At 72.5% G+C, this 19,718-nt stretch carries 15 protein-coding genes and 1 pseudogene; 10 read left to right on the top strand and 6 right to left on the bottom strand.

Annotated features, from left to right (window positions below):
* Positions 1-70: 70 nt before the first annotated feature.
* Together OO52_RS24310 and OO52_RS24305 are read left to right on the top strand one after the other, a co-directional pair.
* Entirely contained in the window at positions 71-547 is a 477-nt protein-coding gene (locus OO52_RS24310; protein WP_030648779.1) for a DUF1203 domain-containing protein, read from the top strand.
* A 24-nt stretch (positions 548-571) separates the two neighbouring features.
* Positions 572-1,060 (top strand): annotated as a pseudogene (locus tag OO52_RS24305) (hypothetical protein); the annotation flags it as partial.
* A gap of 69 nt (positions 1,061-1,129) precedes the next feature.
* Here the strand turns inward: OO52_RS24305 and OO52_RS24300 are convergent.
* Positions 1,130-2,149, bottom strand: a complete 1,020-nt coding sequence (locus OO52_RS24300; protein ID WP_030648761.1) for an aspartate-semialdehyde dehydrogenase — start codon at positions 2,147-2,149, stop codon at positions 1,130-1,132.
* Between the two features lie 329 nt (positions 2,150-2,478).
* Here OO52_RS24300 and OO52_RS24295 point away from each other — a divergent pair, with 329 nt between their 5' ends.
* Together OO52_RS24295 and OO52_RS24290 are read left to right on the top strand one after the other, a co-directional pair.
* Complete coding sequence (locus OO52_RS24295; RefSeq protein ID WP_030648758.1) at positions 2,479-3,030, top strand: RNA polymerase sigma factor; 552 nt, start codon at positions 2,479-2,481, stop codon at positions 3,028-3,030.
* Position 3,031: 1 nt separating this feature from the next.
* A complete protein-coding gene (locus OO52_RS24290) occupies positions 3,032-4,030 on the top strand; it encodes a hypothetical protein (RefSeq protein WP_030648756.1) in 999 nt (332 codons plus the stop codon).
* A 71-nt stretch (positions 4,031-4,101) separates the two neighbouring features.
* Here OO52_RS24290 and OO52_RS24285 read toward each other — a convergent pair whose 3' ends face one another.
* A complete protein-coding gene (locus tag OO52_RS24285; protein ID WP_030648754.1) occupies positions 4,102-7,398 on the bottom strand; it encodes a S8 family serine peptidase in 3,297 nt (1,098 codons plus the stop codon).
* A gap of 346 nt (positions 7,399-7,744) precedes the next feature.
* Here OO52_RS24285 and OO52_RS24280 point away from each other — a divergent pair, with 346 nt between their 5' ends.
* The 4 genes from OO52_RS24280 (at position 7,745) to OO52_RS24265 (ending at position 12,706) form a co-directional block, all read left to right on the top strand.
* A complete protein-coding gene (locus tag OO52_RS24280; protein ID WP_030648752.1) occupies positions 7,745-8,209 on the top strand; it encodes an NUDIX hydrolase in 465 nt (154 codons plus the stop codon).
* A 199-nt stretch (positions 8,210-8,408) separates the two neighbouring features.
* Positions 8,409-10,160, top strand: a complete 1,752-nt coding sequence (locus tag OO52_RS24275; protein ID WP_030648751.1) for a TIGR03767 family metallophosphoesterase — start codon at positions 8,409-8,411, stop codon at positions 10,158-10,160.
* A 95-nt stretch (positions 10,161-10,255) separates the two neighbouring features.
* A complete protein-coding gene (locus OO52_RS24270) occupies positions 10,256-11,380 on the top strand; it encodes a serine hydrolase domain-containing protein (RefSeq protein WP_030648748.1) in 1,125 nt (374 codons plus the stop codon).
* 141 nt (positions 11,381-11,521) lie between these two features.
* A complete protein-coding gene (locus OO52_RS24265) occupies positions 11,522-12,706 on the top strand; it encodes a glycosyltransferase (RefSeq protein WP_030648745.1) in 1,185 nt (394 codons plus the stop codon).
* 7 nt (positions 12,707-12,713) lie between these two features.
* Here OO52_RS24265 and OO52_RS24260 read toward each other — a convergent pair whose 3' ends face one another.
* The 3 genes from OO52_RS24260 to pepN all read right to left on the bottom strand — a co-directional run bounded on the left by OO52_RS24260 (position 12,714) and on the right by pepN (position 17,455).
* Positions 12,714-13,523 (bottom strand): SGNH/GDSL hydrolase family protein, encoded by an 810-nt coding sequence (locus OO52_RS24260; RefSeq protein ID WP_030648742.1) that lies wholly within the window; start codon positions 13,521-13,523, stop codon positions 12,714-12,716.
* A gap of 107 nt (positions 13,524-13,630) precedes the next feature.
* Positions 13,631-14,668: a hypothetical protein gene (locus tag OO52_RS24255; RefSeq protein ID WP_030648738.1), complete on the bottom strand. Its 1,038-nt coding sequence runs from the start codon at positions 14,666-14,668 to the stop codon at positions 13,631-13,633.
* A gap of 207 nt (positions 14,669-14,875) precedes the next feature.
* Positions 14,876-17,455: an aminopeptidase N gene (gene pepN, locus OO52_RS24250; protein WP_030648734.1), complete on the bottom strand. Its 2,580-nt coding sequence runs from the start codon at positions 17,453-17,455 to the stop codon at positions 14,876-14,878.
* 137 nt (positions 17,456-17,592) lie between these two features.
* Between pepN and OO52_RS24245 the strand changes: the two genes are divergently transcribed.
* Positions 17,593-18,231, top strand: a complete 639-nt coding sequence (locus OO52_RS24245; protein WP_030648731.1) for a DsbA family protein — start codon at positions 17,593-17,595, stop codon at positions 18,229-18,231.
* 110 nt (positions 18,232-18,341) lie between these two features.
* On the top strand, positions 18,342-18,953 hold the full coding sequence (locus OO52_RS24240; RefSeq protein WP_030648729.1) for a histidine phosphatase family protein: 612 nt from the start codon (positions 18,342-18,344) through the stop codon (positions 18,951-18,953).
* Between the two features lie 94 nt (positions 18,954-19,047).
* Here OO52_RS24240 and OO52_RS24235 read toward each other — a convergent pair whose 3' ends face one another.
* Entirely contained in the window at positions 19,048-19,695 is a 648-nt protein-coding gene (locus OO52_RS24235; RefSeq protein WP_030648726.1) for a superoxide dismutase, read from the bottom strand.
* Between the last annotated feature and the right edge of the window lie 23 nt (positions 19,696-19,718).

The raw sequence follows: 19,718 nt of genomic DNA, 5'->3' as shown, positions 1-19,718 counted from the left end.
TGGGATCGAGGGGGAACGCGATGTCCGTATCCCGCCGGTCGGCGCGGCGCCGCGGCGGGACGCTGGGCGCATGACGACGTACACCGCACGGCCCGTCCCGGCCGAGGTCCTCGAGGAGCTGCGCACCGCCGACGACGCCGGCCGCCCCATGGCCGCCGTGCCGGACGCGGAGGGCGGTGCCCCGCTGCGCTGCTGCCTGCGCCACAGCACGCCGGGCGAGCGGATCGCCCTGGTCTCGTACGCCCCGCTGCGCCGCTGGGCTGCCGCGACGGGCGCCGACCCGGGGGCCTACGACGAGCAGGGCCCTGTCTTCATCCACGCCGAGGAGTGCCCCGGCCCGGCCGGCGACGCCCTGCCCTTCACCGGCTCCCACCGCGTCCTGCGCCGCTACTCGGCCGACGGCCGCATCCTCGGCGGCCGCCTGGTGGAGCACGCGGACGCCTTCGCCCCCGCCCTGACGGAGGTCTTCGCCGACCCTGAGGTGGCGGTGGTGCACGTGCGGGCGGTGGAGTACGGGTGCTTCCTGTACGAGGTGCGGCGGGGGTAGGTCACGCGGGCGCGGGGCTCGCGGTGGGCGCTGCTCCTGCTGCACGAGTGCGCCCATCTGCTGACGGCTCGGGCCGCCGGTGTGGCCGGGCGGATGCGGCTCGGCACCCGGTTGCAGTTCCTGGTGGTGCAGACCGACATCAGCGGCATCGAGCTCGCGCCGCGCCGGCACCGGCTGACGGCCTACCTGGCCGGCATCGCCACCAACCTGGCCTTCGCCTCGGCGTTCGCGCTCGCCACGCTCGCCGTGGACGGCACCCCGCGGCGCATCCTGGCCGCCCTCGCCCTGTTGTCGCTCGTCCTCGGTACCGCCCTGTGCCTGGTGTTCCTGGCCACCGTGACCCTGCCCGCCGACATCGCTCTCCTCGCCCGCCCGGGAGCCCGTCTGAGACCGGGCCGGCCGGTCACCCAGCGACTGGACTCCCTGGCGGTGGTCCTCGCCCTCGGCGGGATCCACGTGCTGTGGCTGCGGACGTGGTGGCGGGGCAGGCGGGAGCGTCAGCGGCGTTGCTGACGTCCGCGTGGCACCGGGACACGGGAAAGGGGCGGCCGGGAGGGGCCGCCCCTTGTTCCGAGGTGTGGGTTACTTCGACGACAGTTCCGCCGCCACCAGCTCCGCGATCTGGACCGCGTTCAGCGCGGCGCCCTTGCGGAGGTTGTCGTTGGAGATGAACAGGGCGAGGCCGTTGTCCACCGTCTCGTCGCGGCGGATGCGGCCGACGTACGACGGGTCCTGCCCGGCCGCCTGGAGCGGGGTCGGGATGTCGGAGAGGGCCACGCCGGGGGCGCCGGAGAGGATCTCGGTCGCGCGCTCCGGGGAGATCGGGCGCGCGAAGCGGGCGTTGACCTGGAGGGAGTGGCCGGAGAACACGGGGACGCGCACACAGGTGCCGGACACCTTCAGGCCGGGGATCTCCAGGATCTTGCGGGACTCGTTGCGCAGCTTCTGCTCCTCGTCGGTCTCGTTGAGACCGTCGTCCACGAGGTTGCCCGCGAAGGGCAGCACGTTGAAGGCGATGGTGCGCTTGTAGACCTGCGGCTCGGGGAAGTCGACCGCCGCGCCGTCGTGGGTGAGCTTGTCGGCCTCCGCGGCCACCTTCTGCACCTGGCCGTGCAGCTCGGCCACGCCCGCGAGACCCGAGCCGGACACCGCCTGGTAGGTGGCGACGACGAGCGCCTCCAGGCCGGCCTCCTCGTGCAGCGGCCTGAGCACCGGCATCGCGGCCATCGTGGTGCAGTTCGGGTTGGCGATGATGCCCTTGGGACGGTCGGCGATGGCGTGCGGGTTCACCTCGGAGACCACCAGCGGGACCTCGGGGTCCTTGCGCCAGGCCGAGGAGTTGTCGATCACGACGGCGCCCTGGGAGGCGACCTTTTCGGCCAGCGCCCTGGAGGTCGCGCCGCCCGCGGAGAAGAGCACGATGTCCAGGCCGGTGTAGTCGGCGGTCGCCGCGTCCTCCACCGTCACGCCGTCCAGCACGGTCCCGGCGGAACGGGCCGAGGCGAACAGGCGCAGCTTCGTGACCGGGAAGTTCCGCTCCGCGAGGATCCTGCGCATGACCGTGCCGACCTGACCGGTGGCTCCGACGATTCCGACCCTCACAGCGACTCCCTCTATGTGTCTCTTGCCTGACCGGGGCCTTTCCATCATGCGGCCGACCCCGGTCCACCTGTCCAATTCTTTGCCGCGCGTGCCCGAAGGGTGGGACACGGTCACCCGGCGGACGGTTCCATACCTCCGCCGGGCACCCGGCTGAGCTGCAGAAATTCCCTCCGCCGGGGGCCCGCGCCGGAAGCTGTGCTGTCCCGCCCCTGCCCGTCCGGCTCCGGGCCATACGAGGGTGTGACGTACGCCTCCGAGGACTTCCGGCGCCGGCCGAACGTTTCGGCCCGCCGCCACGTCGTAGGGGCAAACGCGTGAGGGGGTGGCTTGTGCTGCGCGGAAAGGCGCGCCGCGACCGAGGGGCGGCGTACGCCGCCGGTACGGACGGTACCGGCGGTGATCCGCTGGACGCGGCCCAGGAACGCCGGGTGCGGGCGGTGCTCGCGCTCGGCGGGGTGCCGCAGTCGGACCTGCCGGACGGGGTGCAGCAGGTCCGGCTGCGGCTGCTGGAACGGGCCGCGAGCGGTCGCGAGGCGCCGCGGGACGTGTCGGCCTGGGCGGCGGTGGTCGCCTCCAACCTGGCCATGGACTGGCACCGGGCCAAGCGGCGCCAGGAGCGGCTGGGGGAGCGGCTGGCCTCGCTGCGCGCGCCCGCGCACGCCTCCGGCGAGGAGACCAGCCTGCTGTCCCTCGCCGTCGCCCGGGGGCTGGACGAGCTGCCGGCCGCCCAGCGGCAGGTGGTCGTGCTGCGCTTCTTCGCCGACCTGCCGGTGCGGGACATCGCCGAGGAGCTGGGCATCCCGGAGGGCACGGTCAAGAGCAGGCTGCACACGGCGGTCCGCACACTGCGCGACCGGTTGCACGAGGACGAGGTGGCGTGACATGACCGCCGGACACGAGGACGCACGGGGCGCCGAACGCGCCGGACAGCACGGGGGACACGGGGAGCACGGAGCACAGCGGGGGAACGGCGAGTACCGCGGGCACGCGGAGTACGACGGCATGGACGCCCTCATGGCCGCGATCACCGGCGACCCCCTGCCGGAGGAGGCCCGGCGGGACCCCGTCTTCCTCGCCGAACACCGGGAGGCCGAGGCCGACGTGGCCGTGCTGCGGGCGCAACTGGTGCGGCTGGCCGGGGCGCTGACGGGGGAGGGGAGCACCGAGGAGGAGGCCGGGGCGTCCCCGGGCGCCGTGTCCGCCCCGACCCCCGCCCGACGCCCCCGCGGCCGTACCCACTCCTCCGCCCCCACCCGGCCGGCCGGGCCGCCCCGCCCCGGACGGGCGAGTGGGCCCCGCCGGGCCCTGCGGATCGCGCTCGGCTCGCTCGCCGGTGCCGCGGCGTTCTCCCTGGTCCTCGGCTTCGGCTGGCTGGTGGCCCAGGGCGGTGGCGGAGCGGACGACAAGAGCGGGGCGTCGTCGGCCAAGGGCGATGTCGGCTCGGCGGGCCACGAGGCCGGCGCCGGCGGGCGGCCGGCGGACCCGGAGCGGGAGCTGGCCTGCTCCCGGCTCGTCGTGGAGGGCACCGTGGCGCGGGTGGAACGGGAGAAGGACGCTCCCGGGAGCGCCGCCTCCGGGAGCGCCGCTCCCCGGAGCGGCCCTGGGAGCGCCGCGAGCGTCCCCGGCAGCCGGGTCACGCTGACCGTGGTCCGCTCCTACCGGCCCGCGTACGGCCCGGCCGAGGTCCGCTTCCTGCTCGACGCGCACGCGCGGCCGGCACCCCGCGTGGGACAGCACGTGCTGGTGCGGGTCGGTCGGGGCGAGCGGCAGGCGAGCCTGTGGGCCGTCGGTGACTCCCGCGTGGCCGCCGCACGCGCCTGGATCACCGAGGCCCTGCCCGGTTCCCGGACCCTGACCTGCCCTTCGGGCGACGCGTCCTGAGCGGGAAAAGCGGGAAAAGGAGGGGCGGGCGCCCGTCAGGACGCCCGCCCCTCTTCGTGCGTGTCACCCCGTTACGGCGTGACCTTCTCGATCTTCACGCTGCCGCTGCCCGCGACCGTGCCGCGCGCGTTCACGAGCTGGACCCGCCCGAAGAACTCGCGGCCCGCCGGGGCCTCCGCGGCGGCCGTGACCTGGCCGGTCACCGTCGCCGAGGCGCCCGTGCCCAGCTTGACCGGGGCCGAGCCGTCGACCGTGACGGAGCCGAGCGCGGTGGAGAAGAACACGTCCCGGTAGTCGTAGTCGGTCGAGCCGGCCGGGACCGCGTAGCCCACGACCTCGATGGTGTAGGTGCCGGCGGCCGGGGACGGCACGGAGACCGCCTCCTCGGAGTCACCGTCGGCGGACTTGCCGACCTCCTTACCGGACGCGTCGTACACCGTCAGGTCCAGGTCGGCCGCCGTGTCCGAGACGCCCCCGATGGCGACGTCGAGCGAGGTGGCACCGGCCGGGACCGTCACCGTGGTGGTCTGCGTCTCGCCCTCCTTGATGGCCGGGCGGGCCGTCTTGGCGGAGCCGAGCGGGCCGCCGACCAGCTTGCCGTCCAGAGCGGCGTACTTGTTGGTCACCTTCCAGGAGGCGTCGGCCGGGGTGCCCACCTTGGCCTCGGGGACGGTCACGGTCTCCGGGTCGAAGGCGGCACCGAGGACGGTGACGTCCAGCCGGTACGGGTTGTCGAGCAGCGGGGAGGTCCGCCGGGACTCGACCTCGACCTCCCAGACGCCGGGCTGCGGGTCGGCGTAGGAGCGCACGTCGGGCTTGCAGCCGTTGCCGTCCAGGTAGTTGTTGTAGCAGTACGGCGTCGAGGTGTTGTCGGACGGGACGCCGTACGGGTGGATGGCGATGAACCGGGTCTGGCTCTTGTCCTTCAGCCCGCCGATCGCGACCTCCAGCGACGTCGCGCCCTCGGGCACGGTCAGGAAGTAGGAGCGCGTGCTGTTGCGCTGCACCGAACCGGAGGCGGAGTAGGTGTAGTGCACCGGGGACGCGACGACGACCGTGGAGAGGATCTGCTTGTCGGTGCCCTCGGTCCGCGGGTCGTCGACCTCCAGGATCGCGCTCTTGATGCCCTCGGACTTCGGGGCCGCCTGCACCTTGACGGTGACCGGCTGGTTCAGCGGCAGCCGGACGTCGTCGTCGCCGACGATCCGGAAGGTGCCGCCGGCGTTGTTCCCGAAGCGCAGTTCGTGCCGGACCGCCTTGTCCGGGCCGGACGTGCGGGTGATCGTCACGTCGTACGTCTTCTTCTCGCCCGCCTTCAGGCCGCCCTCGCGGTCGTACAGGCCGGTGCCGTAGCCCGGGGTCTTGAGGGCGTAGTCGATCGCGGTGTCGACCGGGGCCTTCACGGTGTACTCGTGCGCGGTGGCGTCGTCCTCGATGGACTCCCACGCGTCCACGATGTCGATGAGGCCCGCGCCCTCCTCGTACGCCTGCACGCCCTTGATGTGGTCGGCGGTCGAGGTCAGGGCCGTGCGCAGCTTGGCGGGCGTGAGGTCGATGCCCTTCTGCCTGGCGGCGCTCAGCAGCAGCGCGGAGGCGCCGGTGGCCTGCGGGGAGGCCATCGAGGTGCCCTGGAGCATCGAGTAGCCGGCCGGCAGCGAGTAGCCCGCCTCGGCGACCGGGGAGCCCGGCAGCCAGGTCTGGGTGGTGTTGATCGCGGCGCCGGGCGCGCTCAGGGTCGGCGTGAAGCCGCCGTCCTCGCGCGGGCCGCGCGAGGAGAAGGGCATCATCGCGTACTTCTTCTCCACCACCGAGCCGTAGTTGGCGGCCCAGGTCTCCTTGGAGATGGTCGCGCCGACGGAGATCACCTTGTCGGCGAGGCCGGGGTCGCCGATGGTGTTGGCGCCGGGGCCGGAGTTGCCGGCGGAGATCACCAGCTGGACGCCGTAGGTGTCGATGAGCCGGGTGTACAGCTCGGCGCGCGCGTTGTTGCCGTCGTTCAGCGCGGGCAGGCCGCCGATCGACATGTTGACGATGTCGACCCCGCGCTTGGTGACGAGGTCGATCATGCCCTCGGTGAGGGCGACGTTGGTGCAGCCGCCGGTCCAGGTGCAGGCCCGTGAGGAGACCAGCTTGGCGCCGGGGGCCGCGCCGTTCATCCTGCCGCCGAACAGGCCGTGGGCGGCGGTGATGCCGGCGACGTGGGTGCCGTGCTCGGACTCGATGACGCCGATGTTGACGTAGTCGGCCTTGGCGCCGGAGGAGTTGTAGACGACGTCCTTGCGGGTCTCGACCACGAAGGGGACGCGCTCCACGACGTCCGTCGCCGGGTCGTCGGTGCCGAAGTACCCGACCTGGTGGTCGTCCTTGTACGGCTTCATCGCCGGGTCGTCGGTGAAGTCCAGGTTGTCGTTCGTGTCGACGCGGACCGTGCCGGCGGCCGGGTCGTAGAGCACGCCCCAGGCGTCGGTGGTGTCGCCGTCCCGGTTGAGGTCGCCCTTCTCGTCGCCGCCCGCGGTGGCGGACTCGTACATGTAGTTGAACTTGTACGAGCCCGCGGTCGCCGTGAACTTCTCGGTGCCCTGCGTGGCGGTGGTGATGGAGAAGGACGGGCCGGAGACACCGGTGGTCATCCGCCGCCAGGTGCCGTCACCGTCGACGACCGGGTCGGTCGCCGTCACCCAGTCGACGATCTTCCGTTCGCCGGTGGTGGTCTTCTGCAGGGCCGGGTGGCCGAGGTCGACGCCGGAGTCCAGGATGCCGATGGTGATGCCACGGCCGTCCGCCTTCGGGTGGTCCTCGACGAAGTCGACGGCGCCGGTCTCGAAGGACGGGTTGTACGGGTTCTCGGCGGGGGTCTTCCTGCCCGGCGCCGGGTAAGTGGCGCCGCCGGAGGAGGACTTGGCGCCGCTGGGCGCCGGGTCGTCCAGCGGGATCTCCTGCCGCAGGTCGATGGCCTGGACGGAGGAGAGCTTCACCGCGGCGGCGATCGCCGAGTCCGCCCGGCCCGTGGGGACGGTGGCGCGGACGTAACCGAGCTTGTCGTCGGTACGGCCCACCAGACCGCCCTGGACCGCGTCCAGCTCCGCGGCGACCTGCTCGGTCTTCCCGGGCGAGGTCGCGATCATCATCGTGACGTTCTTGTCGCCGTCGGCCTTGGCCTCGGCGAGCAGGGCGGCGTCGTCCGAGCCGAGCTTGTCGTGGGCGGACTTGACGGCGGGGTCGGCGGCCGGGGCGGGGGCCGGGTCCGCGGCGAGGGCCAGGGGTACCGGCCCCGCCGCGGAGAGGGCGGCCACGACGCCCACGGCCACGGCTATGCGGGCCAGGCGTCTCGGACCGGTTATGGGATCACGCTCGGGCGTGTGGGTCATCGGCATCCCTCGGGTCAAGGAACGGGCGGACGAGAGCGCTCAGCCTGACCGAAGGGTTCCGATTTTGGGGACCGTTGACCGAATCGAAATGAAGGTATGGGGAAAACCCGCGATGGGGTATGAGCGAATCGGGCAGGTGTGGGACGGAATTTGCTTGTTTCTCCCCCGAACGGGCCCGATGACGGGCGGGCTTGGCCATCGAGCACCGTCGTGGAGTGCCGTTCCGGGACGTGCCGGGGCCCTGTGGACCCCGGCCGCCGTGCCCCCGCGCTGGTCCGCGCCGGGACGTTCGCCCGCCGATCCGCACACCGCGCGCTAACGTCCGTCCATGCGACGGAAATTGAGGGTGGCGGCCTACGCCGTGTGCGTCCGCGACGGACAACTCCTGCTCGCCCGCTCGCCGGCACCCGACGGCACGCCCGAGTGGGTGCTGCCCGGCGGCGGTATGGAGCACGGCGAGGACCCGTACGACACCGTCCGCCGCGAGGTCGGCGAGGAGACCGGCTACCGCATCGAGGTGACCGGCCTCCTCGGCATCGACTCCTCCCGCCACGTCTTCCCCAGTGGGCGCCCGCGCCGCCGCACCGACCACCACGGGGTGCGCATCCTCTACACGGGTGAGGTCGTCGGCGGTGAACTCCGCTACGAGGTGGGTGGTTCCACCGACTTCGCCGCCTGGCAGGACCTCGACGCCGTACCCGGACTGACCCGGGTCCGGCTGGTCGACACGGCCCTGCGGCTGTGGCGCGAACAGCCGGCGCACGGACACCTGGAGGACCTCCCCCTGCCCCGGCAGATGAACGAGGAGTGACCGGTCCCGGTCCATCGGCGATCCGCTCCATGACCGCGCCCGGTGACCCGTGATCCACGTACGGTGATTGGCGCTGCGCGTTGCCGCCGCGTTCACGCGCAGGTCATCCCCGGTGCCAACGATCCACAGTGAGCGGGGCGTTCGCGTCCGTGACGGCCCGCGACCACTGCCGACGCGTTCGCACTCGGGGAGATCGCGCATGTCGCGCACACGCTCTGTCGCCACCTCCGCTCCGGGGGTCAACCGCCGTACCGTCCTCGCCGTCGCCGGAGCGGTCTCGCTCTCCGCGGGCGTCGGCTACGCCCTGCGCCCCATCGACAGCCAGGCCGCCACCGCGGCCGGGGAGCCCGTCGCCCACAGCGGGCGGACCCTCCCGTCCGCCCCGCTCGCCCCCTACACCAAGGGCACGACGCTCGCCTCCGTCGCCGCCCCACGGAACAGCTCCGGCTACCGCCGCCTCGGTGACGGTCCCGGATGGAAGCGGGTCGTGCGCGACGAGCTGGCCACGCCCAAGGCCGGCCGCGCGGACCGCCGCAAGACCCTCGCCGCGTTCGTGCAGTTCACTGACATGCACCTGACGGACGTACAGCACCCCCTGCGGGCCGAGTTCGTGCGCGCCGCCGACCCGCACGCCTGGCGCCCGCAGGAAGCGCTGACCGTGCAGGGCGCCATCGCCTTCGTCGAACGGGTCAACGCGCTGCGCGGCGGACCCGTCACCGGCGCCCCGCTCCGCTTCGTCATGACCACCGGCGACAACACCGACAACAACGCGCTGTCCGAGCTGGAGTGGTACATGAAGGTGATGAGCGGTGGCCGCATCACCCCGAACTCCGGTGACCCGGCGCGCTACGAGGGCGTGCAGAACAGCGGCCTGAAGCTGTACTGGCAGTCCGACGCCGCCCTGCGCGACAACGACAAGGCACTCGGCTTCCCGCACCTGGAGGGCTTCCTGGCCGCCGCGATCCGCGAGGTCCGCAGCCCCGGCCTCAGGCTGCCCTGGTACTCCACCGTCGGCAACCACGACATGCTCCAGCTCGGTGTCTACGGCTCCCACGGCGACCCCTACCTCGCCGAGGCCGCCATCGGCGGCAGGAAGCTGATGACCGTCTCCGCCGCCGAGGCGAAGAAGTTCCGGGACACCAACAAGAACGCCCGGGACCCGCAGGGCGTCGGCTACCGCGACTTCCTCAAGGCGCACGCGCGCGCCATGCGCTCCGTCACCCCCGACGAGAAGCGGGCACCGTACACGCCCGCCGACTACCTCAAGGCCCACCTCGACCCCGCCCACCAGGGCGTCGGTCCGGTCGGGCACGGCTACTCCTCCGCGAACCTCGACGCCGGCACCCGGTACTACTCCTTCCGCGTCTCCGACGACGTCATCGGGATCAGCCTCGACACCAACGACGCCGGCGGCCACTTCGAGGGCTCCCTCGGCACCGCGCAGCTCGACTGGCTGGACAGGACCCTGAAGGACAACAAGGACTCCTGCGCCGTCGTCTTCAGCCACCACACCAGCAAGACCATGACCAACACCCGCCCCGACCCGGCCCGCCCCGGCGAGCGCCGGCACACCGGCGAGGAACTGGTGGCCCTCCTCGCCCGGCACCGCAATGTGCTCGCCTGGGTGAACGGCCACGTCCACAAGAACATCATCACCCCGCACGCGGCCTCCGGCGGCCGCTCCTTCTGGGAGATCTCCACCGCCTCGCACATCGACCACCCCCAGCTCGCCCGCATCGTCGAGCTGGTCGACAACAAGGACGGCACGCTCTCCGTCTTCACCACCCTCGTCGAGTCCGCGGCCCCCCACCGCACCGACTTCACCGACCTTTCGCAGACCGGCCTGGCCGCGCTGTACCGCGAGCTGTCCTTCAACGCCCCCGGCGCGAGCAAGACGTTCGCGGGCAAGGCGGCGGACCGGAACACCGAACTGGTGCTGCGGAAGGGCTGAAAGTCACTCAACCGGCCTACACCGAGGCAACCTTCGCAGAACGCTCCCCAGTCCCTTCCCCCGACCGCACCCACAGACCACAGGTTGGGGAAGACATGCGCGCACGCACAGCTCTGGTGGGCAGCACCGCCCTGCTCCTCTCGGCGGCCCTGGCGGGACCGGCCGTCGCGGCCGGCCCCGCACCCCACGAGCGCACCCGCGAAGCCGTCGAGGCGGCGGTCGCTGCCGGTGTCCCCGGCGCGACCGTCACCGCGCGGGACCGCCACGGCGTCTGGTCCGCCACCGCCGGGGTGGGCGACACCCGCACGGGTGCGCCGCGCTCGCCCGCCGACCGCTTCCGCGTCGCCAGCATCACCAAGACCTTCGTCGCCACCGTCCTGCTCCAACTGGAGGCGGAGGGCCGGCTCTCGCTCGACGACTCGGTGGACCGGTGGCTGCCGGGCGTGGTCCGCGGCCACGGCCACGACGGCCGCCGGATCAGCGTCCGGCAGCTGCTGAACCACACCAGCGGCATCCACGACTACCTCGCCGACCCCGGCTTCGCCGGCGCCTACTTCACCAAGGACGGATTCTTCCGGCACCGCTACGACACCCTCACCCCGCAGGACCTGGTGGACCTCTCGATGCGGCACGCGCCGGACTTCGCGCCGGGCACCTCCTGGCGGTACTCCAACATCAACTACGTGCTCGCCGGGATGGTGATCGAGAAGGTGACGGGCCGGTCGTACGCCACCGAGATCAACCGCCGGATCATCGCCCCGCTGCACCTGCGGGCGACCTCCGTGCCCGGGACGCGGGTCACCCTGCCGCGGCCGAGCAGCAGGGCGTACTCGACGTTCAAGGTCCCCGGCGGCCCGGCGTACGACGTCACGACCCTCAACCCGTCCATGGCCTCCTCCGCCGGAGAGATGATCTCCGACTCCGCCGACCTGTCCCGCTTCTACGGAGCCCTGCTCGGCGGCGAGCTGCTCCCGGCCCGGCAGCTCAAGGAGATGAAGACCACCGTGGACACCGACGCCTCGCCCCTCGTCCGCTACGGCCTCGGTCTCATGGACACCCGGCTGACCTGCGGCGTCCACGTCTGGGGTCACGACGGCGGGATCCACGGCTCGGTGTCCGAGGCGGCGTCCACGGCGGACGGCCGGCACTCCGTGGCGGTCGGCTTCAACGGGGACTGGGCCGGGAACACGGGCGACGTGCTGGAGAAGGAATTCTGTTAGCCAACGTTTCGTTCGCGTAGTTCCGCGTTAACTCGCGCGCAATGTCCGTACCGCCTCATATCGGCTAACCCGCTGTTCACGGGGATGGCTCGATTTTTGTGCAAGGCGGGTGGTCGTGTGCGCGCGAGGCACGGACTGCGTGTGTTGTCGGTCTACGAGGGTTTCTTCTCCGGAGGGGCCCGGATCGTGCACTCCGACGTCGTTCTGGGACTGGCCGAGGGAGGCCAGTTCCACCAGGTACTCAGCATCCATGGCGAGGTCCACCGCGAGGCCACCCGGCAGCGCATGGAGGACGACGCCTGCTACCGGGCGCTGACCGCCGGCGGCGTCGGCGTCACCTCGCTCGGCCGTACGGCGGGGCTGGTGGACGGCACGGTCGCGGCGAACGTTTTCAGCGGGCCCGAGCTGGCCGAAACCGCCCGGTCCATGGCGGCGGCGGACGTCATCCTGTCGCTGAAGGAGCAGCCGCTGGCGCTGCTCAACCAGGCCGGGCTGCCCCGCCGCCCGGTGGTGGTCGGCCTGCACCGCTCCGACCCGGAGAACCAGGGACCGGCCCTGGCCGAGCTGAAGGCCGCCATCGCCGACGGCACCGTGGTGGCCTGCGTGTGCTGCGCCGAGTCCACGCGGGAGGCCTACGCGGCGGCCGGCGTCCCGCGCGAGCTGCTGCACGTCATCCCCAACGGGGTGGACCTGCTCCGCTTCCGCCCGGACCCGGCCGCCCGGGTGGCGTTCCGTGCCTCCCTCGGCATCCCGGCCCCGGCACCGGTGACCGTCTTCGCGGCCCGCTACGCCGCGATGAAGAACGTCCCGCTCTTCCTGCGCGCCGCCCGCGCCTGGCTCGCCCGCGAGCCCGAGGGGCACGTCCTGATGTGCGGCGCGGGCATGACCGGCACCAACCCGGCACTGTGGGCGGACATCGAGGTCGCGTTCGGCGCGGACCGGCACCTCGCGGAGCGGGTGCGCCTGCTCGGCGTACGCCGTGACATGGAGACCGTGTACGCCGCCGCCGACGTCGTGGCCCTCACCTCCGTCTCCGGGGAGGCGGCGCCGCTGTGCCTGATCGAGGGCATGATGTGCGGCGCGGTCCCGGTGACGACGGACGTGGGCGACAGCGCGGAGATCGTCCGGGGCCACGGGTTCGTGACCCCGCAGGACCCCGAGGCCATCGCCCTGGCCTGGTCGGCGGCGGTCGCCGACCGCGCCGGGCTGGCCCCGGCGCTGGCGGCGAGCCGCGAACGCTTCAGCCGTACGCGCATGATCGCGGCCTACGCCGCACTGCTCGACGGCGTGCACACGGAGGCCTCGCGCCTGCCCGAGCCGCTGTAGCCGGCGGTCACGACAGCCGGGTGAGCACCGGGAGGTAGCCGAGGGACTGCCCCGGCGCCGTCGGGTGGTACGACTCGGTGATCGCCAGTACGTCGACACCGCGCAGCCAGGGCTGGGACGAGCAGATCTCGTGGCCGGCGAAGGCGGCGGTGACGTCGGCGAAGGTGAACCCGTGGGCGGTGGCGCGCCGGGCGATCACGGCGTTGAGGTGGTCCACCGCGTCGTTCAGGGTGGCCCGTTCGCTGTCCGGGAGGCCCAGCGCGCAGGCGCCCTGGAGGTGGTACAGGTGCGGGTAGCCGAGGACCACGACACGGGCGGCGGGGGCCCGCTTCCGGATGGCCGAGTAGAGCCGGTCGAGGCCGGCGGAGAGGGACCCGTCCATGGTGGTGCGGGCCCGGGAGACGGCGGACAGGCACCCTTTGGCGCCGCCCAGCGCGCAGTTCGCGATGACGGAGACGAAGCCCGAGTCGCTGCCGCCGACGGTGAGCGTGACCAGTCCGGTGCGCGGGCTGAGGTGGCCGAGCTGGTCGGTCAGGACGTCGTCGGCGCCGGCGCCGTTGCACGCGGCGAAGGTGAAGGACGCCGGCGCGTGGGCCTCGGCCCACAGCACGGGGAAGGCCCGGTTGCTGCGCTTGCACTCCTTGCCGGAGTCCAGGTAGTCGCCGGCTCCGGCACCGGAGGAGTAGGAGTCGCCCAGGGCCACGTAGCCGCCGGACACGGTTCGGGGCGCCACTTGTGCCGTCGCGGGATCGGCGAACGCGCAGGCGGCCGCGAGGAGGAGGGAGCACGCGCCTGCCGCTATTCGGGGGTGTCTCATGACTCTCCTGTACCGTGGCCCGCCCGCGCCCCGCCCGCCCTGCTGGTCCGTTCCGGTGACCGTTCACCCGGCCGGCGCAGGAGAACAGGACAAGCGGGCGGCCGTCGCTACCGGGGCAGCACCACGACGTACGCGGCCGGGTCGCGGTCCCCGGACGCCATCAGCGCGGTCCGCACCACCGCGGCCTGCTGCTCCAGGGAGTCCCGGAGCTTCCTGGGCGTGATGTACACGACCGTGATGCCGAGGCGTTCCAGGTGCTCGCGCTTGCGGGCGTACTCGGACCACAGCGCGTCGTCGTCCTGCCGGGGCGCGCGGGTGTCGAGTTCCACGGCGACCGCCTTGTCCGGCCAGTAGGCGTCCAGGCCGCCCAGGTGCGGGCCGCCGGGCAGGCGCAGGTCGACGTTCCAGACCGGGTCGGGCAGGCCGTACTCGCGGACCATCCGGTACAGGCGGTCCTCGGCGATCGAGCGGCCCTCCGCGAGCAGCGCGTCCACGGCGTCCACCACGTGCGGGCGGTTCAGCAGCTTGGCGAGGGTCAGCTCCCGCACGACCGCCGCCGGTTCGCAGTGGCCGCCGCGCACCGCCTCGGTCAGCAGCCGCCGTACCGCCTCCGCGTCCGTCAGCTCCGCCACCGCGTCCGCGAGCGCCCGGGGCACCGGCGCCACCGGCAGGCCGGTCACCGCCTGCGGGGCGGGCAGGTCGGAGGTGCGCAGGACGCTGACGTAGCCGGTGGAGCGCAGCCGGCGCTGGCGGGGGACCAGGACGTCCACGTGGTCCAGGGTGGTCAGCGGCGGGGTGGACGAGAAGCCGTGCAGGGTTAGCGCCGCCAGTCCGGTGAGCACCGCGTCCTGGTACACCGGCCGGTGCGGGCTGTCGGCCGTCGGCTGGACCGGGACGCCCGGCTCGGTCGCGCGGGCCGCGTACAGCAGGGCCCCGTGCAGCCGCTCCTCGCCGGTGGGCGGGCCGGGGTGCAGCAGGATCACGTGGGGGAGCAGCTCCCGCCAGGGGCCGTCGGGGCGGCACTGCTCGGCCAGTTCGGCCGTCGTCACGCCGTGGGCGCGCAGCTGGGCGGCCGTCAGGACGCGGCGGTGGACGTCGGCGAGGTGGCTCAGGGGGCGGGGGGAGAGCGGGGTGTTGTGGGTCATGGCCTCGGGATTCCCGCACCCGGTGCGGACCGTAACCGCTGTTACACGCTCGTCGAGAAATGCGGACAAGACAGGACTAAAGGTCAGTTGTTCGGATGCCGAGTAGAGACGGAAAACCCCTGGTCCGATCGGGTGCGGACCAGGGGTTACGGCTATGTTTGCCCGAATTTCGTAACGGTCACCGGCCGGGCAAGCTCAGGCCAAAGCTCACCGGTCGGCCGCCGCGTCGCACTCCTGCGCGCGCAGCGCCCGCGCCAGGTCGTCCCGCGCCTCCAGCACCAGCCGGCGCAGCGCCGGCGCCGCGTCCCGGTGCGCCTCCAGCCACGCGTCCGTCGCGTCCAGCGTCTCCGGCCGGTCCTGGTACGCCGGGAACAGACCCCGCACCACGTCCATGCCGATCTGGATCGACCGCTCCCGCCACACCCGCTCGATCGCCGCGAAGTACAGCTGCGCGTACGGCGCGGTCAGCTCCCGCTGCGACGGCTGCTGAAAGCCCGAGATCGTCGCCTCCACCAGCGCGTTCGACAACGCGTCGGACTCCACCACCTGCGCCCACGCCTGCGCCTTGACCGGCGCCGACGGCCGCGCGGCCAGGCAGCGCACCTGGTGCCGCTTGCCCGACGCCGTGTCGTCCCGGGCCAGCTCCGCGGCCAGCACCGACTCGTCCGCCGCCCCGCGCGCGGCCAGCGGCTCCAGGAACGCCCAGCGCAGCTCCTGGTCCACCTCCAGCCCGTCGATCTCGACCGTGCCGTCCAGCAGGTCCGTCAGCAGCTTCAGGTCCGGCCCGGCGGACGCCACGGACGCGAAGAACCGCGCCCACGCGAGCTGGTGCTCACTGCCCGGCTCCGCCTCCCGCAGCTCCCGCAGCGCCCCCTCGGCCAGCAGCTCCCCGCCGGTCTCCCGCCAGTCCGGCGCCGCGTAGTGCGTCAGCGCCGAGTTCGCCCAGGCGTGCAGCATCTGGAGCACCCCGATGTCCGACTCGCGGCCCGCGAAGCGCAGCACGAGATCGATGAAGTCCCGCGCCGGCAGCAGTGCGTCCCGGGTCATGTTCCACAGCGCCGACCAGCACACCGCGCGGGCCAGCGGATCGGCGAGCGCGCCCAGGTGCGTCCGCAGCGTCGCCAGCGAGGTCTCGTCGAACCGCACCTTGCAGTAGGTCAGGTCGTCGTCGTTGACCAGCACCAGCTCCGGCGCCTCGGAGCCCGCCAGCTCGGCCACGACCGTACGGGGCTCGTGCGCGTCCGTCTCCACGCGCGCGTACCGCTCCACGGCGCCCTCGGGCGTACGCCGGTACAGCCCCACCGCGATCCGGTGCGGACGCAGCTCGGGGTGCGACTCCGGAGCCTCCTGGAGGATCGCCAGCTCGGCGATCCGGCCGCCCTCGGTGTCCAGCAGCACCTGCGGGGTCAGCGAGTTCACCCCGGCCGTCTGCAGCCACGACGCCGCCCACGCCGTCATGTCCCGGCCGCTGGTCTCCGCCAGCACCGACAGCAGGTCGCCCAGGCGCGTGTTGCCGTACGCGTTCCGCTTGAAGTAGCGCCGGGAGCCCTCCAGGAACGCGTCCTGGCCGACGTACGCCACGAGCTGCTTCAGCACGGACGCGCCCTTGGCGTAGGTGATGCCGTCGAAGTTCAGCTTGGCGTCCTCCAGGTCACGGATGTCCGCCGTGATCGGATGCGTGGACGGGAGCTGGTCGGCGCGGTACGCCCAGGCCTTGCGGCGGTTGGCGAAGGTGATCCACGCGTCCTTGAACCGGGTCGCGCCCACGCATCCGAACGTGCCCATGAAGTCCGCGAAGGACTCCTTCAGCCACAGGTCGTCCCACCACTCCATGGTGACCAGGTCGCCGAACCACATGTGCGCCATCTCGTGCAGGATGACGTTGGCCCGCGCCTCGTACGACGCCTGCGTCACCTTCCCGCGGAAGATGTACTCCTCGCGGAAGGTCACCAGGCCCGGGTTCTCCATCGCGCCCAGGTTGTACTCCGGCACGAACGCCTGGTCGTACTTCCCGAACGGGTACGGGTAGTCGAAGTGGTCGTGGAAGAAGTCCAGGCCCTGCTTGGTCACCAGGAACACGTCGTCCGCGTCGAAGTGCGGCGCGAGACCCTTGCGGCACATCGCGCCGAGCGGGATCTCCAGCTTCGTGCCGTCCTCGAAGGTCCGGGTGTAGGAGTCCGTCACATAGTGGTACGGGCCCGCCACCACGCACGTGATGTACGTCGAGATCGGCTTGGTCTCCGCGAACCGCCAGACCCCGTCGGCGAGTTCACCGGCGCCGTTGCTCCACACCGTCCAGCCCTCCGGCGCCCGCACCTCGAAGCGGTACGGCGCCTTCAGGTCCGGCTGCTCGAAGTTGGCGAAGACACGGCGGGCGTCGGCCGGCTCGTACTGCGTGTACAGGTAGACCTCGCCGTCCTCCGGGTCGACGAAGCGGTGCAGGCCCTCGCCCGTGCGGGAGTAGGCGCACCGCGCGTCCACCACCAGCTCGTTCTCCGCGGCCAGGTCCTCCAGCGCGATCCGGGAGCCGTCGAAGACCTCGCCCGGGTCCAGGTCCCGCCCGTTGAGCGACACGGACGTCACGCCCGGCGCGACCAGATCGGCGAAACTGGACGCGCCCGGCTCGTTGCAGCGGAAGCGGATGGTGGTCACCGAGCGGAACGTGCGCGGCTCGCCGCCCGCGTCGCCGACGGCGGACCGCAGGTCCAGGGACACCTCGTAGCCGTCGACGGACAGCAGGGCGGCCCGCTCCCGGGCCTCGTCGCGGGACAGATTCTCACCGGGCACGGACGGCACTCCCTCGTGATCGTGCGGATGGCGGCTGAACAGCACCGATCCTGCCATGTGCCCCTGACAGGGGTGACGGGGAATGGCACGGCCGACGGTGGCGTTTCCCGGAAAAAGAGTTCCCCACGAGGAGAGACATGTCGGACAAGACCCCCGTCGACTTCTGGTTCGACCCGCTGTGCCCCTGGGCCTGGATGACCTCCCGCTGGGTGCTGGAGGTGGAGAAGGTCCGGGACATCGAGGTCCGCTGGCATGTGATGAGCCTCGCCGTGCTCAACGAGAACAGGCTCGACGAGCTGCCCGAGGAGTACCGCGAGATGCTCGCGACCAAGGCGTGGGGTCCGGTCCGCGTCGTCATCGCGGCCCAGCAGGAGCACGGCGCGGAGGTGCTGGGCGACCTCTACACCGCGCTCGGCACCCGCATCCACAACCAGGGCGAGGGCCCGGAGAAGTCCGCCGTGGCCGCCGCCCTGAAGGACGTCGGGCTGCCCGAGTCCCTCATGGACCACTGGGACTCCACCCCGTACGAGCCCGAGCTGCGCGCCTCCCACAAGGAGGGCATCGAGAAGGTCGGCCAGGACGTCGGCACCCCGGTCATCGCGGTGCCCGGCCCCGACGGCGAGCAGATCGCCTTCTTCGGCCCGGTCGTCACCCCCGCCCCCCAGGGCGAGGAGGCGGCCCGCCTGTGGGACGGCACGATCGCCGTGGCGTCGGTACCGGGCTTCTACGAGATCAAGCGGACCCGCACCCAGGGCCCGGACTTCAGCAACCTGTAAGCCTCGGTGACGGGCCCGGTTCGGCGCCGGGCCCGTTCCCGTACCGTCGCCGTCGGCCGGCAGCGACGATCACGGGAACGCGGCGGGCGTCGGCTGGGATACTGCCGCCCGTGACCGCCACCACCCTTCTCCTCGCCCGTCACGGTCAGACCGTCTGGCACGCCGGGAACCGGTACGCCGGGGTGAGCGACGTGGCCCTCACGGACACCGGACGCGCCCAGGCCGAGGCGCTGGGGCGATGGGCCGCGGGGCATCCCGTGGACGCGGTGTGGACCTCGCCCCTCTCCCGGGCGGTCGACACCGCCGAGCCGGCCTGCCGGGCCCTCGGTGTGGCCGCGCGGCGCGACCCCGGCCTGCGCGAGTGCGACTTCGGTGTGGTGGAGGGCCGTACCCTGGCGGAGTTCGCGGCGGAGCACCCGGCCGCGGCTGAGGCGTACCGCGCCGACCCGGTGGCGCACCCGTTCCCCGGCGCGGAGGACCCCCGCGCGGCGGCGGCGCGCGGAACGGCCGCGCTGCGCCGGATCGCCGCCGCCCACCCCGGCGGACGCGTCCTGGTCGTCGCCCACAACACCCTGCTGCGCCTGACGCTGTGCTCCCTGCTGGGCATCCCTCTCGCGGAGTACCGCCGGGCGTTCCCGAGGTTGCGCAACGCGGCGGTGAGCGAGATCCGCGTCGACGGGGACAGCACCGGGCTGCTCTCGCTCAACCTGCCCTGCGGGTAGGGGAAGACCCCCGTGAGTCACGTCCTCACGGGGGTCTTCTCTCATCCGCCTGCCGCCGCGAAGGGTGAGAAGACGATCACGAGGCAGGACGTTCTCAGGGGGCCAGGAGCAGCACGTTCGCGCGGGACTTCGCCGCCTCGTACCGCTTCGCCACGTCCTGCCAGTCGACGACCTGCCACATGGCCTCGATGAAGTCGACCTTCTGGTTGCGGTACTGGAGGTAGAAGGCGTGCTCCCAGGCGTCGAAGACCAGGATCGGGGTGGAGCCCTGGCCGACGTTGCCCTGGTGGTCGTAGACCTGCTCCACGACCAGCCGCCCGCTCAGCGGCTCATGGGCGAGGACGCCCCACCCCGAACCCTGGGTGGTGGCGGCGGCCTTGGACAACTGGGTCCTGAAGGCGGCGAAGGAGCCGAAGGACTCCTTGATCGCCTCGGCCAGTTCGCCCACGCCGTCGGCGGCCAGCGGCTCCCCGCCGCCGTCCTTCGGGCCCGTCATGTTCTGCCAGTAGATCGAGTGGAGGATGTGCCCGGACAGGTGGAACGCCAGGTTCTTCTCCAGGCCGTTGATCGAGCCCCACGACTCCTTGTCCCGCGCCTCGGCGAGCTGCTCCAGCGTGTCGTTCGCGCCCTTCACATAGGCCGCGTGGTGCTTGTCGTGGTGCAGCTCGATGATCTCGGGGCTGATCACGGGCGCGAGCGCCGCGTAGTCGTAGGGCAGGTCGGGCAGCGTGTAGACGGGCATGGGTGATCCCCTCCGGAACCTTG

The sequence above is a fragment of the Streptomyces flaveolus genome, from assembly GCF_000716535.1.
Lineage (GTDB): Bacteria > Actinomycetota > Actinomycetes > Streptomycetales > Streptomycetaceae > Streptomyces > Streptomyces flaveolus_A.
The sequence above is the reverse complement of the archived record's forward strand: the minus strand, read 5'-3'. Positions and strand labels throughout refer to the sequence as shown.